Origin of the sequence: Stieleria tagensis (assembly GCF_024129865.1) — a bacterium.
Taxonomy (GTDB): domain Bacteria; phylum Planctomycetota; class Planctomycetia; order Pirellulales; family Pirellulaceae; genus Stieleria; species Stieleria tagensis.
In genome coordinates, this window is record NZ_JAMYFE010000060.1 from 109,584 (window position 1) to 125,541 (window position 15,958).

The following is a 15,958-nucleotide window of genomic DNA, read 5'->3' on the forward strand; positions in this document are numbered from 1 at the left end:
GCCGAACAAACCGCCGAGGACGGTAAAGAACGAGTTGATATTCTCGGCTCGTCCGTCAGCGATCGGCGGTGAGTCTTCGGGACGCAACAATCCGTTATCAACCAAAGCTTGCAGATACAAACTGGTGAAGGAATCGGTGTCTCTTGCCAACGCCATCAGCGCCGAATGGGCTCTTTCTTCAAACGAAGACGAAGCCGCGGATGTATCGCCAAGAATGGCATCGCGAAGCTTCGCCGCTTCACCGCGTTGGAATGCTAAATACTCCGCGGTCGTCATCGGAGTTGCGGCCGCGGCGACATAAAAATCGAAGCCCAGATCCTCCAATTCAAACGGACTGAGTTCTTTCAAGAAATTGGGATTGGTCTCCAATAGTTCGCGCAGTCCCGGATAGATCGTGATAGCAGATCCGACCTCGGTGACGCCCTGGTTCGGCAAATCGATTGCCACGCCGCGGGCTGTCAAGACACCGTCCAGATTCAGTTCCGGCGTGACACTCGAAAAGTCAAACGTACTGATTGAATCAAACAGAGGTGCAACGGTTGTCGCGTCCCCACGCAGGCCGCTTGCAAATTCGATCGCCGGCCCTGGAATCAAATCCGGTCGACGGTTCTTTGCGTTGGGAAACGCGTATTCGAATAGGGTGTAGGGCGCGTCAACATTGGCGAGATTTTGAATCGCAAACCCGTATCCGCCCGTGGCGCCCAGGTCGATTTGGCTGGGACCGCCCACGCCGACATTGACTTGCAGTGGATCGGCCGATTCGACTTGGAACCTGTACGGATCGATTGCGAGACGCCCATCGGGATGCAACACTTGAATGTCATACAAGCCATGTGGGGCGTCACGCAAATCGAAGACCGCAACGATCTTGGTGGCGTCGATCCGTGAAACCGATACCGGCGCAAATTCAGCAAGCGTCGGTCGGACCAAACGAACGGCCGCTTGATCGGGGAATTCGGCGCCTTGAATCGTGACAGTGACATATCGATCATCACCACCTGAATCGGGCGTCACGTTGGTGATGCCAAACGGAATCCGAGTCGCGTTCATCGAGATCGGATATTCGACGCGCGCCATCGGATTATTTTCTTCGATGTCGACCCGAACCCCGCCACGGGCAAGCACAAAGTACCGTCCACCGAGAGTTTCGGGGATAGTCATGGTCTGGTCAGCGGACAAGTAACCCTGGTAGGCTGCATCAAAGTCAAAGGAGGATGGCAATCGTTCGTGGGCGGCGTAGAGCTCGTGCCGTCCGATGTCATTGGCGCTATCGAGGTCAATTTTGATCGTTTGGCCAGGCAACACATCCAACTGAAATAATCGGCTGACGCCAACGGCCATTTGGTCGTCGAGTGGAATATCCAGCCGCAACAACGGAACCGTGATATGGACTTCGTCGGTCGATGCGGATTCATTGTTGCGATTGTTTTCGCCTTCGACCACGTCATCAAAGATGTCGGTGCGAACAATGATGCGGTATCCGTCAGGCAAGACAGCAGGCACTTCAAAATCCAAGCTCGCCGAATAGGATTCTCCCGGATTCAGGGTTCGAACCGTTGAGGGTTCGACGCGACCGAGTAACTTGTCACCGATGTCCCATTGGCTGTCATTCGACAGATAAACCGCGTCGGCGATACGAGACTTTGCTTTTTCGTCACCTCGATTTTCAACCGTCCAAGAAACGGACAAGACGTCACCGACATTGCCGGTCGAGGGTGCTGCGATATCGATCACTTGCAAATCCGACGGAGGCGGTTGAACGATCAGAACCGGTGTCGCCGAAACAGTGATGTTGTTGTCTTCATCTATTTCGATGACTTCTCCATCAGGTCGTGCCGTTGCCGGGAAATCGGTGGCAACGATGATGAAATAGTCACCGACGATTCCGCGAGGCAACCTCGCTGTTTCAGTGATCGTACCGGTTTGCCCCGGCCCAACCGCATCGGTGCGTTTGATCTGTTTGACGTACAGATCGCTCGATACATCCAGCAATCGATCGCGAGAAAGATAGACGCGATCGATAAACGGGACTTGCGAATCGGGGATCCGACCGCCGTCATTGGTGAATGTGTAGGTGAACGTGATATCATCGCCCACCTCGACGACGTTTGTCGCGGGAATCGATGGGCTGACGAAGTCGACCGAGTCGATGGATAGGTCGGGTGCCGGAACAAATTGCACATCCAACAGCACAGACGCGAGATTGTCGCCCTCGTCGTTGAACTCCAATACCTTGTCGCTCACGCCTCTGAGCCGTGTTCGACCTTCTGCGATTGGATAGGGCAATGAATAAAGTGCTGCGGCGCGATCAGCGAAGGTTGCATCGGTTTGCGCAATCACATGGAATTCACCGCCGATATTATTCGGCACGCGAACTTGCAACGCGACTTGATAACTTTCACCGATCCCGAGCAACTCGTTGCGATCCAACTTGCCGAGCTCAATGTCATAGGCATCCGTTGACGTGTCAGTCGATAAATAGACTCTATCCGTCCAACGATCGACCCGCGTTTCCCGAGTCCCCGAATTGGTGACCGTAAACGTCACGTCCATCAACGAACCGCTGTCGGGACTGGTTGGGATCGCAGAAAGATTCGAAATCACCAGATTGGGTTCGGCATACTGTATGTCGATCTTGTCCGATGATGCAAAATTGTCATCTTTGTGGCCATCTTCCCAGGTTTGATCGACGAACGCCTTCGCCCAACCTGGGAACGCGCTTTTGGAATAGGCGGATAAGACAGGCTTGCCGCGATACAACGATACATTGGCAAAAACGTGCGCGTACCAATTCCCACTGCTGCCTGGAGGCGACGACACGATCATGCTGTCGTTGTACGAATCGTTCGGCTGGATTACGTCGCCCAACACCTTCACATGAGACCCCACCAGGGTTGCCCGACTTGCATCAAAAATTGGATCTTTCGACAGGTAAACGTATTGTTTGACCGACTTGGTCACTTCGTTCGTGGCATAGGGGCCCGAATTGCGAACGGTCCAGGAAACCGTGATCGGTTCTCCGGACAAGCTACTTGCTGATGCCGTTACATTTTCGACCGTGAGATCGGCAACCGCGTCGACAACGGTAGCATTGACGGCGCCGACATTGTTGTCATCGAACGGTCCCTCATACACCTCGACCAATTGATTTGTCGGACCGGCCAAAATCTCTCGCAACTCGCTTTGCGAGAACTTTTGCAAGTCACCGATTTTTGTTTCACCGATCGGCTTTCCTGTTGCCGTTTCGATTCGTTTCAAGACGGCGGCTACCTCGGCCAGAAACTTTGCGTCTTCGGTCAATGCGATCCGCGGATCGACGTTGGTGCGAACCAATAAATGACTGCCACGAGCGGTTGGCGGAAGAGTGAATTCAACGTCTTGTGAATACTCGGCACCGGGCTGCAGTCGGCCGGTGTGAGGAATTGCAAAAACCAGTTGGTCACCGGAATCATAGACGTTGTCTTCCGAGACATAGACCGCATCGGCCCAGTTTTCGCGATCGGTTGCGACCGTTCCAATATTGTCGACGATCCAGTTGAGCGAGACTTTTTGCCCACCGATGATCGGCTGATCGGTCGCAACATTGACCTCGCGTACACGCAGATCAGACGGCGGTGTCAGCAACACATTGATCGGAGTGCTGGCATAGTTATTGCCTTCGAGATCGTTCGGCGCATCCGAGTTGGTGTTCTCGGCGAACGAAGCCTCGTAGACACTTCTGCCACCATCGGCATAAACCGTTAAGAAATACTGGCCGGTCAGTCCTTTTGGAATCTTGACCGATGTCTCGACTTCGTAGGACTCTCCGACGTCCAGAACCCCGCCGTGGCGATACGATCCAATGTAGCGATCACCACGCGACGAATTGGGGCCGTCCAGCCCCAGAGTCAGCCAGATTTGATCCGTCCAAGATCCGGGCTCGGTGACGCCGGCGCCACGATTGGATACCTCATAGCGCACCGTGATCGTGGAGTCGTCAAAGGTGTCACCAGGGCCGGCGATGGTCTCTGCGACTAAGTCTGGCGGTGAAACCGGCCTGGCATCGATTGCAATCGCTTGCGCCGCCAGGTTATTGCCTTCATTGGGATACTCGTCAACTGCCCCCTTCGCATCGGCGGTAACCACTATGAAGTAATTACCAACGGCCGTCCTAGGAATTTGGAAACTTGCCGAACTGCGGTACTCGGTCGCTTGCCCCGACGTTGTCCCAAGGAAACCAAGCGCCGATCCATTTCGGAGTTCTCCGAGCAGGATGGCGCCAGAGGTACTGCTGGACGACGATGATAACCAGACCCGGTCAACCCATCGACTGCCGGCCGATGGAGTGTCGGCCGTGCCGGCATTGCGCACCGTGAACTCAACGTCGATCGTCGTGCCAGCGGTGACCAATGAAGGGTATTCGCTGGTGACGTCAACTCGCAAATCGGGACGCGGTTTGTAGTTGATCTGAAACGGATCCGAAAAGCTGGCGTTGTCCAGTTCATTGGCTTCGAGCACACGGTTGGTGACGTCGGTTTGAACGTACAATCGAAATTGCCCGGTTTCCTTCGGCAGCTTGATCAGCTCTGTTCGCGTCACTGACTTCCCCGGTTCCAGCGGCTCGGCAACAGAAAAACGATCGAGTTCGATGATTCTTGAATCGTTCGTTGGGATCAAATAAACCCGGTCGGTCCAACCGCCTTCTGTAATCCCGCCAGGATCCAGAGAATCGTTTTTGACGGTCCATGAAATTTCGATGTTGCTCTGGTCCTGAAAACCCCCTGGGGCGTCCGGCAAGAGGATCGAGCCATCTTCGACGATCAAGTTGGCGGTCGGTGGCACATACAACACGTCGACCGCATCGCTACGGCCTTGGTTTCCACCGGTTGCATCGTTACCGCCATACAAGAATTCATACGGTCCGCCGGTGCGAACAAAGACGTAGTACAGCCCGTCCAAATCACGCGGCAAGTCAAACGACTCGGTTCGCGTGTAAGAACCATCAACCGCAATCGCGCCGCCATGCGTACTGCTACCAATCAAACGTAAGTTGCTTCCGTTTTCTTTGTCACTGATATAGATGTAGTCAGTCCAGGTATCACGATCCGTCGTTGCGATCCCACGGTTGCCAACCGTCCAGTTCAGCTGCAGTGGCAATCCCGAGGTGGGCGATTGCCCGCTGCTGACCTGCACGGAGTCGACAAACAGATCGCTGTACGGTTTGGTTGTCACGTCGACGTTGTTTGACGTCGAACTCATGTTGGACGCATCACCAGACATTTCGTAGACAACGTCATCCACATCGGTCTGGACAAACAGTGTGAATCGGCCGCTGGTTCGGGCGGCAAGCGGAATGATCTCGGTTCGCGTGTAGGACTGACCGGCTGGTACGGCACCAAAGTGCTCGAAATCGCCCAGCAAGATATCGTCGTTGTTACCTAAAACGTCGTCCCTGGACATCACGACACGATCAGTCCACGCGGACTGGCGTCCAGGACCGGCACCGACATTTTCCACGGTCCATGACACTGTTAAATCGACGGGATCGCCAATCAACAATTCGGGCGCAACGACTTCGCTGACGGTCAGATCAGCGTAGGGAAATCCGGTCACATCGATTTCCAAACTCGCAAGTCCCGTCGGTTCACCTGCCCCTTCGTTGACCATGTTCTCCGCATCAGGAAGGACCAACAAATACTTCGTTCCAGATATCCCGTCTGGCAGCGAAATATTCAAACTACGATTGGATTGGGCAGCAACGACCAAGTCCGAGGAACTGCTGAGTTCGCCCAGCAAAATATCGTCTGCGGACAATTGAACATCATCTGACAAGTAGACGTGCTCAACCCAGGGAGCCGTCGCGATCGCATCACCGTCGTTCTGTGTCACCCAACTGAGTGACAGCGATTCACCGCTGGTTGGGGAAGCGTCAGGAGCAGTCGCAACGCCAAACGAGATCAAATCGGGAAGCGGCTTCTGCGCCACATTGACTTGAAAATCACTGACGGTCGCGTTGTTGTCTTCGGCGGTCGGTTCATTGACCCGATTGGTGGCATCGGTTTGAACGATGATAAAATAATCGCCGGCAGCAATCCCGACTGGAATCACAGGACTTGCCGTCGTAGTGTAGGACGCGTTGGAATCCAGATTGCCGTTGCGTGTGAAGCTGCCCAGGAAAATGTCACTGCCGCGAACGTTATCCGTGCTCAAATAAACACGATCCGTCCAACTGTCGACCAAAGTTGTCGCCGTTCCATCGTTTCGAACACGCCAGGTGACGTCATAGCTGTCGCCGAGAAATGCGGTGCCTGGGGCGGAGATCGCGTCGACGATCAGGTCGGCCGGTGGGTCCGCCAAATCGATGTTGATCGCACTGGAAAATACGTTGTTCGATTCGTCCTGTTCATACACCTTGTTCGTGTAATCAGTGCGAACCAAGACAAAGTAGTCTCCCGAGATTGAGAACGGGATCGAGGCGGTGATGGACGCCGTGTAGGATTCACTCTGACCGAGCTCCACGTTGTGAGTGACGCTTCCCAGGAATTGATCGTCCGAATTGCCGTACACATTGTCGGTTGATAGCACCACCCGATCAGTCCACGGTTTTGCCGCGGTCGCCCCTCCATTGTTTTGCACCGTCCACTCGATCGTCACCAAATCCCCGTTGCTCGCGTCACTGGGGATGACCGCGGATATAAATTCCAAGTCGGGGGATGCAAATGTGACGGTCCCTTCGAACACGTCATCAACGGGTTCGCCAAACGTTCCATCGGCGTCTTGGTCCATCGGGTTGCCAGACAGATCGGTGATATTTGGACCAATTTGGAACGTGTAGATGCCCAACGCCGTTTGCGTCCCGAACGAGACCCGGACTTTGTCAATGTCCATTGCCACGACTTGACTGATTGGAATGGGTCCGCTCGGACCGGACAACGTGATGTCCTGCGGCGTGAACGTGGACGGATTGACTGCCTCATCAAACACGACGTCAATAAAGGCGTACGGTTTAGTGACGAAATCAGGCGTGTAAGACTGGACTTGCAACCCCGACGCATCGATGTCGAACGAAGCGTTAAACACATCCTGAATGGCTTCGCCGGCGTCACCGTCGCGATCCTGGTCCATCGACAAACCGCCGAAGTCATCAATGTTGGGTCCGACGGCAATCGTGTATTGGCCACCGGAAATTTGAGGTGCGAAATTCAACAAGAACGAACGCTGACCGGACGGTTCAATGGCGGTGATGGCAATCGGACCGTTGGGTCCGATCAGCTTGAGATCGCTGGCAGAGAATGAGTTCAGTCGAATCGGTTCGCTAAATATCAGCTCCGCGGTGTCGATGCCGGGACCGATGGTGCCCGCCGGAGTGAAGAACGTGACAAATGGGCCGCCACCGGCGACTTGGATGCTGCCCACGTAGCGATCTTCGATTTCGCCAACCGTTGCATCACCGTCGCTGTCCATGGCAATACCGGCAGGGTCAGTGATGTCGGGACCGATGAAAATTTGGTAGTTGCCATCTTCAGTCGACCGATCGACTTTCACTCGATAGGTCGTCGCGTCAATCTGCTGAATGTCTGTTACCGCGACTTCACCACCGGGGCCAATGACACGAGCGTCGGTGGTCGCAAAACTGCTCGGATCGATCGGCACGTTGAACGTGACAGTGAATTCTTCCAGCGCACCGTTGATCGCGTTTGACGGTGATTGAGAAACCACCTTCAGTGGATCACGTGCGACAGTGATTCGACTGATGTAGCGGTCGTCGATCGGCTCGCCGCCCACGCCATCGTTGTCTTGATCATGTAGGTTTCCCTGAAGATCAGTGCCGGCCGGCGCGACGAACAAGCCGTATTCCCCATCAAGCGGTTGCGGCGGAAAGCTGATTCGGAACGTCGTGTTCGTTTCGTCGGTCGGTTCAACCGACAGAGTCTGTATCTTGGCCGTAGGCCGCACCGGGTTGGTGGTGACGGTTAAGCCGTCGGGCTGGCCGACCAGTGTGAACACGTTGGTGTCGAAGGTGTCCAAATCGCCTTGTGCTGCCGAGAGTTCAAACCCCAGCCCACCGGTCACGTTGAACATCACCAGACGCAGTGGATATTGGCCCGCGGAGGGAAAATCAAAAACGTGCAGGTCCGTCGCGATCCCGCGTGCGACCGAAAACTCTGCGATTTGTCCTCCGAGATCCAATCGGTATCCGTCGTCACTAGCGACGGCAAACGTCCATTTGCCCGCGGTGGGAATCGTGATCTGGGCCGTCGCATCCAGCACCAGATAATTCGTGTCACTGGCCACTACCGGAATCGTTTGATCGGCGCCAAATGAACCGGCAGACGTTCCATAGTTAATCACCGGTTCATTGACCAATGTTGTCGCCAATCGGCGAGATTCGTCGGCGATCACCAACAATGCCCCATCGAGTGAGTTGAAAGAGCTTGCCGATTTTGAGACCGCGACTGTGAACCCGTCGATGACTGTGGTGGGATCATAACGATCCAGAGCCGCCAAACTGTCAGGATCAAACAATTGAATGTCTTGGACCGTTAATGAATCCGGATCAACCGCTTCGTTGAACGTAATGTCCATCGACGTCAACACGGTGCCTGTCGTATCGCTGGGTGTTTGGCCAACGATGCGTGGGCCCCGCTTGTCAATCAGAAATGAGGTGCTGAAAATATCGTCGGGTGACTCACCGCCAACACCGTCGCCATCTTGGTCCATCAATGAACCGCCCGTTCCCCAGATGTCCGGCCCCACGGAGACAAGGTAGCTTCCGGCATTGGCCAATTGACCGGACAAGGTCACGACGGCGGAGTACGGGGAAACCATGGCTACCGAAACCGCAGACACGGTCGATGGTCCCGAGATCGTGATGTCACTAGGTCCAAGACTGGTCGCATCAATCGGGCGGTCCAGTGTGACCAGAAACCTGTCTTGGGGGTGGAAGGCTAGAGGTGCTCCTGAATCACGAAGCGAAACCACGTCGGCTCCCGTGAGTCCGTGTTCGATGATGGAAACTTCGTCTAGCCGTCCAGCAAGAAAACCAGCGTTGTTATACGTTGCGCTGCCTAAACGAATGCCACCATTGGACGGCGTGTAAGCGGGAACATTCGCAACACTGTTGCGCAACACGCCGTCGACATACAGTTCCAAGGTACCGTCGCGGAGAGTCGCTGCGACATGGGACCAGACACCGACCGACGCAGCGATACCGCTGTCAAGTGTTTGGGCATTTCCATAGATTGCGACATAATTCCCATTGATGATCGAGATCGACCAATCTCGCTGTAACGACTGACTGCCGACAAGTCCAACGGTTCCTGTCGATGGAACGATATCGGGGTTCACCCAAGCTGCGACGGTCCAATCGCCCTCCGGTGCCCAATCCCCCAAATCGACGTAGTCATCAACCCCGTCGAACGAAAACGCAGCTCCTCCAGCTCGCCCTGCCTCGTAGCCAGTGCCACCGATGGGCGTACCGTTGCGTGTCCTTGAATCGTCCCAAGCATTATTTTCCGCTTCATAGCGGTGATGCAGTGGTTCCTGGATCGGTGCCAACCGCTGCACCGAAGTCACTCTGGGCCCGAGAGCATGAGTGGGTGGAACCGTCAAAAAATTGCCGTAATCGACGTAGTCGGCCACACTCTGACCGGCCGGATTGTCGTTGATAAAGCCATCGGCGGCGGACGGGTCGTGTGGTCCTGCCGCGCTTCCCCACCAGTTGTTCTGAAAGAGTGCGGCGGCGCGGTCGGTTCCCAAATGACCGACCGCAGCGGAGTTGCCTATGAAGATTGAGTTCGAGATATTGACGGTTGCAGCGTCGGCAACAAACACTCCGACGTCGCCTGCGCCCGACGTGTTGACGATGTTCAAGTCGGTTGCGATCAACGATCCTTGTTGAACCCAGATCGCTCCGTCAGCGTGATCGGCGGTTGTGGTCGTATCAAGCGTTCCGCCGTTGTAAATGACATCACCACCGTCGGCGTGAAGTCCGCCGCCGTAGGACAACTCCAGATTCACATTCGTCAACGTGACGTCGCTAGTGGATTCAATCGCGTACTTGTACCCACCTGCAACCCCATTGCCATCGGTATCGCCTGCATAGCGAATCGTTACATGAGTGAACTCATTGTCGGGTCCATCCAAATAGACGGATTCCCAGTATCCCGGAAACGGTGCTGTTGAAAGCCCATCACCGTTTGAATCGCCACCGACCGAGTCGTCCGAGTGAGCCGTAATGAAAATCGGTTGACTCTCGGTTCCAACCGCATGGATGCTGCCCTGTCGTGACCAGAGGTATCGGCTCTGGTCCATTTTGACGACAGTTCCAGGCGTGATCGTCAGTGTCACCGGGTTTCCGTCCCCGTCGGCACCGACCACGTAGTCCCCGTTATTGAAGTGAATCGGAAGCTCGCCATAGTCCCAGGTTCGATCCTCAGTCAGTGTGCCCGGCTGTAGATAGATCGCGTCACCGTTCAGATTTCCTTTGCCGGTCAGCTCGCTGGTGATCGGCGCAGCAGCCATGGCAAAGTAAAACGGGACATTGAGAGTTCGTTCGACATGAACGTGATCGAGCGTCGGTGTGCCCCCCAAGACATTGACGCCTGTGGAGTAACCGTGTTTGATCACCACGTCGGACAATCGCACGTGCGCATCGGTCTCGGAACGCCGCACCTCGATCGATCCCGTTTGTCCGCCCGCGATTCCGTTGCCGTCTGTATCACCGGCGTAACGAATTTCGACATGTTCCAAGACGTTATCGGGTCCGTCCAGGTAAAGACTCTCCCAGTAGCCGGGATAAGGCGCTGTGAACGCTCGGTCGCCGTTGGAGTCACCGCCGACCGTGTCGTCGGTTTCCGCAGTGATGATGATCGGATGATTTGCATCACCGACGGCATTGATCGTGCCAGTGTCTGACCACAAATAATAGGACCTTGGCATTTTAATGATCGTGCCCGCTGCGATCGTCAATGTTGCCGGAACTCCATCGGTGTCTCGGACAATCACGTTGCCAGAGTTAAAATGAATTGGCAATTCACCGTAGTCCCAGGTGCGATCCTCTACGAGCGTGCCCGGTTGCAAAACGATTCGATCGCCACCGAGGTTGCCGCGACCGGTCAAACCGCTCGTGATAGGTGCCGAGTCGATCTCGAAATAGTAGGGAACGTTCAACGAGTCTTCGACATGAACGTTCTGCAGGGTCGGAGTGCCGCCGCGAACATTGATCCCCGTCGAGTAGCCGTCGGAGATTCGGACGCTGGTCAGGCGCACCGATTCGTTCGCTTCTTCTCTGCGTATTTCGACCGAACCGACTTGTCCGCCGCCGGTTCCGTTGCCATCGGTGTCACCGGCAAAACGAATTTCGACGTGTTCCAGGACGTTGCCGGGCCCGTCCAGGTAAATCGATTCCCAGTACCCTGGATACGGCGTCGTCGCGTCTAAATCTCCATTGGAATCACCACCCACGGTGTCGTCGGTTTCCGCAGTGATAACGATGGGTTCCGCTGCCGTTCCAACGGCGTTGATGGATCCTGAGTCTGAGAACAAGTAATAGGACCGCGGCATTTTCAACACCGTGCCGGGCGCAATCGTTAATGTCGCAGGAGCTCCATCGGCATCATCGACGACATAGTTCCCCGATGTCATGTGTAGCGGTAGGTCGCCATAATCCCAATCGCGATCGACTCGAAGCGTACCGGATTGCAACACGATTCGGTCACCACCGGCGTTGCCGCGTCCGGTCAAGCCGTTGACGGACGGATCAGCATCGATGTCAAAATAGAACGGGACGTTCAACGAGTCTTCGACATGAACCGTATCCAGGATCGGAGTCCCGGCAATCACATTGATGCCGGTCGAGTACCCGTCCGAGATGCGGACATTCTTCAAGCGTGTCGCTGTGCTCGGATCCATGTTTGCATGATTCAAATGAATCGAAGCGACCTGACCAGAACCGGTTCCATTGCCATCGGTGTCACCGGCGTAACGGACTTCCACGTTTTCCAAGACACTGTTCGGGCCGTCCAGATAAATCGATTCCCAGTATCCTGGATACGATGTTGTCGCATCGGCATCGCCGTTGGAATCACCGCCGATGGAATCATCTGTCGCCGCGGTGAAGACAATGGGCTGGCTGGGAGTCCCCACCGCATGCAACACCCCTTGCGGTACCAACAACGAATGGGCTTTCGGCATTTTGATGACAGTCCCGGCGGCGATCGAGAGTGTCACCGGATTCCCTTCCGAATCCGACTGAACATAGATGCTGCCGTTGGTCCAGTGCAGGGGCAGATCGCCGTAGTCCCAGGTTCGGTTTTCGACCAGGTTGCCGGTCTGCAAAACGATCCGATCTCCACCCGCATTGCCGGACGCGGTCAGATTGCTGGTGATCGGGTCGGAATCAATGTCAAAATAATACCCGTATCCCAGACCGTTGCTGACATCCACCGATTGCAGTGTTGGTGCTCCGCGAAGGACATGCACTCCGTTGGAGTAGGCATCAGTGACATTCACATTGGTCAGCCGTGTTTCGGTCGAAGGATCGGTCGCATTGTGGTCAATGCGAATTGCTTCGACTTGCCCAGAACCGGTCCCGTTGCCGTCGGTGTCTCCGGCAAAACGAACTTCGACATGCTCGAGAACACTCCCGGGGCCGCGCAGGTAGAGGGCTTCCCAGTTGCCAGGGAACGGTGCTCCATCGCTACCAGGCGTCAGGTCTTCACCGACGGTGTCATCCAGCTCACTTGTAAATACGATCGGTTGGCTGGACGTCCCCACTGCATCGATCGATCCCGTCCCAGTGAGCCAACGCCCGGCTTCAAACTTGACGACCGTGCCAGGCTCGATTGTCAGCTTCGAACCAGCGGGAACCGTCACGTCCCCCGTCACATGAACCGTTCCTGCCCAGGTGTCATCGCCGGTGAGGGTGCCCGAGACTTCGCGAGCAAGCAGACGTCTCGCTTCCAGTGACTCGAGGTGGCTGCGGTGGGCTGGCGGTTTCCTCTTCTTCCGGCTTTTGATCGAGGGGACTCCGCCACTTTTTCGCCACTGAAACATGGGGTGCTCGGCAATGGGGTTAAGGGGGCAGTGGTCGCAGCTCCAACGCGTTAGCTAATCGCCAATACCCCGACAGGATTGCGGCCTGATTGTCTCCCAGAGAATCGCGACAATCAACACTTGTCCACCAACAGAAAGGGGTTTATCGGGACAAAACCCCACTGCCCGCCTGATCGTCGCACATGAAGGAAGATGAATTCCTAGACTGCACGACAGCTATCGAGTCGAGAGTGGCGAAACCGGGCGAGAATCCATCATGAAAGAACAGCTCCAGGCCATCGTGACCATCATTTCACTCATGAATCCAGGGATTTGCGCGGCGATGTTTGCTCGGGCGATCGCCGGGCAACCTGTCGCGCAGAAGACTGCTGAAGCCACCCGCGCGGCACTGGCCGTGTTGGTGATCCTGGTGGTTTCCGCGTTGCTGGGGACACGTCTGCTGGACATTTTCGGCGTTTCGCTGAACGCCTTCATGGTGGCCGGCGGCGGGGTGCTGGCGTGGATGGGCTTCGGCATGCTCAGCCGGGATCCGGCGGCGGCGAAGGAGAAATCGGGCTCGTCACTGACACCCCTGATCCTGTTTGCGGCCAGTCCGGGAACCATCACAGGCGTGATCACGATCTCTGCCGCCCACACCCGTTTAGGATTTCCGGTCACCGCGCTGATCGCGGTGGCGGTCGCCACCACCTGTACCTGGCTGGTGATGCTAGGTGTGTCGCGTTTTGGTGGTCAATCGCGGGGCGACGGGTTTCTGCAGGACACGCTGACTCGATTCATGGGCCTAATCGTTTTGGCGATGGGGGTTCAGTTTGCCCTGACCGGTTTCCACTCCTTTACGGTTCGCCCGGTTGAACAGGTTGAGAACTCACACCATTCGCAGCCATCCACGGTGGGTTCCGAAAAACCAACGGAGTCCCTCACTCACCCTTCACGTTAAACCTATGCAACTTGCGGCCGATGGAGACCGACTGCGAATTTCGTCACGCGACATCCAACCGCCGGATTGCATGAAACAAACTTCCCAATTTTTCTGCCCCCTATTTTTCTGTCATTAATGCTTCCGTCCTATCCACTCATGGACGAACGCATCGAGACTTGCCACTGCTTTGATTCATGCGAGACGCCAGCCTGATTTGGTTGGACAGCGGGAGTGGCGTTGGGAGTTTGGAGGGTTTGGGAGGTTAGATGAAGTGAGGAATGACTGGGGACAGAGCCCCTTGGCGAGTTCCTGCGCCCGCGCCCCAGCTCCACAGAACAAAGACTTGTTGCTGCGACGGGCTTCGAATTGGGCGGTACACGGTCATGGCGGGGAATGCACAACCTGTTTCATTGCCAGCGTTTGCCACAGCGCAGCCGAATCTGCGTGAGATTCAATTAGCTGTACGCGGTTTGCCGGCTTTCTGTTACGATCCCTCTCGGATCTAGATGCCGGCGGACCATCCGATCCTGGTCTCGAAGTTGAATTCGTCTTATCTGTAAAAACGCCCGATGCCAGTTCGAAACCCAGCTGACTACCGATCCATGCTGTGGGTCGCGATTGCGATCACACTCGTTGTTGTCCAATATTGTCGTCCGGATTGGATTTGGTTTCTGTGCCCGGTCAGCTGCTATGTGGCAATCGCTTGTGGCACGATCGCTCACAATCACGCCCACCGTGCGACATTCAGCAACCAGCGCTGGAACAATGTCTTTGGGCATCTGCTGACGATCTTTTACGGCTACCCGACATTGATGTGGGTACCAACGCACAACTTAAATCACCACAAATTTGTGAATCGTCCGGGTGACGAAACGGCGACATGGCGGTATACGAACAAACACTCGTTATGGGTTGCTTTGACGTATCCGTTCGTGTCGGGATATTTCCAAAGCATCCCCATTCGCAACTACATCGATCGCGCTAAACTTCGAAAACCAAAACTGTATTCACGGATTCGGTTTCAATATGCGTTCTGGATCGGCTCCTACGCGGGGCTGGGAATATTGGCCGCGTGTTTGTACCACCGACAACAAACCGGTTTGGGATTGTATGTCTGGGGACTGTCAGTGATTCTGCCCGCGATATGCTCGTCGACCATCATCATGTTTTTCAACTTCATCCAGCACGTGCACACCGATGCCTGGTCCGAGCATGATCATTCGCGAAATTTCACCGGAAAGTGGTTTAATTTCCTGTTCTTCAACAATGGCTATCACACCGTTCATCACGACAATCCGGGGATGCATTGGAGCAAACTGCCACAAGTGCATGCGGCGGCCAGCGATTCCATTGACCCGCAACTGAACGAACGAAACCTGATTTGGTTCCTGATGCGTCAGTACGTGTTGTCACTGGTCTTTCCCAGTTTGGGGACCAGTCAAATCGGTTCCGTTCCGAGCAACACGCCTGCAGCCTCCGAAAGCATGCCCGGGTTAGAAGTTGCCGAAGCCGGTCACTAGTCGGCGCCGGATTCCTGATTGGGCTCCGGAAATCCGTGTTATCTCTTGCCTACGCCACATCCGCTGGCGCTGACCGGTCACGCCGACAATGGCGACCGAAGTCCCCTTAGCAAGACTCTTACTGTACAGAATCTTACATTTTCTTGATTTGGCACTCGTCAAATTGTTGAGATCTGTCGGGGAGGTGCGTTACCATCACCCCCACACCAGTGCAGTAACAGATCCCCATCGTAATGATGGCAGATCGGCACCTTCTGCCCTGGTCTTTTCTGGAAAACGCATCTTCAAGGTTCTCTCACCGGGCAGACGACTATGACCAGCCGTTTCAAATTTCGGTCAAAAAAGCCAAGCCGCCGACGAATCAACCAGGCCCCCAGACGTCGCCGGCAGGTCCTAGAAACACTTGAAGACCGGCGGCTGCTCGCCGTGGTCTGGGACCGGGTCGGCCCGAGTGGTGGATTGATGTTCGAAGCATCGGTGGCCG

3 protein-coding genes (1 of these 3 running past the window's edge) are annotated in these 15,958 nt (G+C 55.4%); 2 read left to right on the forward strand and 1 reads right to left on the reverse strand.

Annotated features, from left to right (window positions below; translation table 11 throughout):
• Positions 1-13,035: the start of a CARDB domain-containing protein gene (locus tag NHH03_RS15365; RefSeq protein WP_253157609.1), read on the reverse strand. Its footprint begins 17,637 nt before the window's first position; only the first 13,035 of its 30,672 coding nucleotides appear in the window; its start codon is at positions 13,033-13,035; its stop codon lies off the left edge, out of view.
• A 256-nt stretch (positions 13,036-13,291) separates the two neighbouring features.
• Here NHH03_RS15365 and NHH03_RS15370 point away from each other — a divergent pair, with 256 nt between their 5' ends.
• On the forward strand, positions 13,292-13,972 hold the full coding sequence (locus tag NHH03_RS15370; protein WP_253157611.1) for a MarC family protein: 681 nt from the start codon (positions 13,292-13,294) through the stop codon (positions 13,970-13,972).
• Positions 13,973-14,523: 551 nt separating this feature from the next.
• The gene (locus NHH03_RS15375; protein ID WP_253157613.1) at positions 14,524-15,474 is read left to right on the forward strand and encodes a fatty acid desaturase family protein; all 951 of its coding nucleotides are present in this window, start codon (positions 14,524-14,526) and stop codon (positions 15,472-15,474) included.
• Positions 15,475-15,958: the final 484 nt, after the last annotated feature.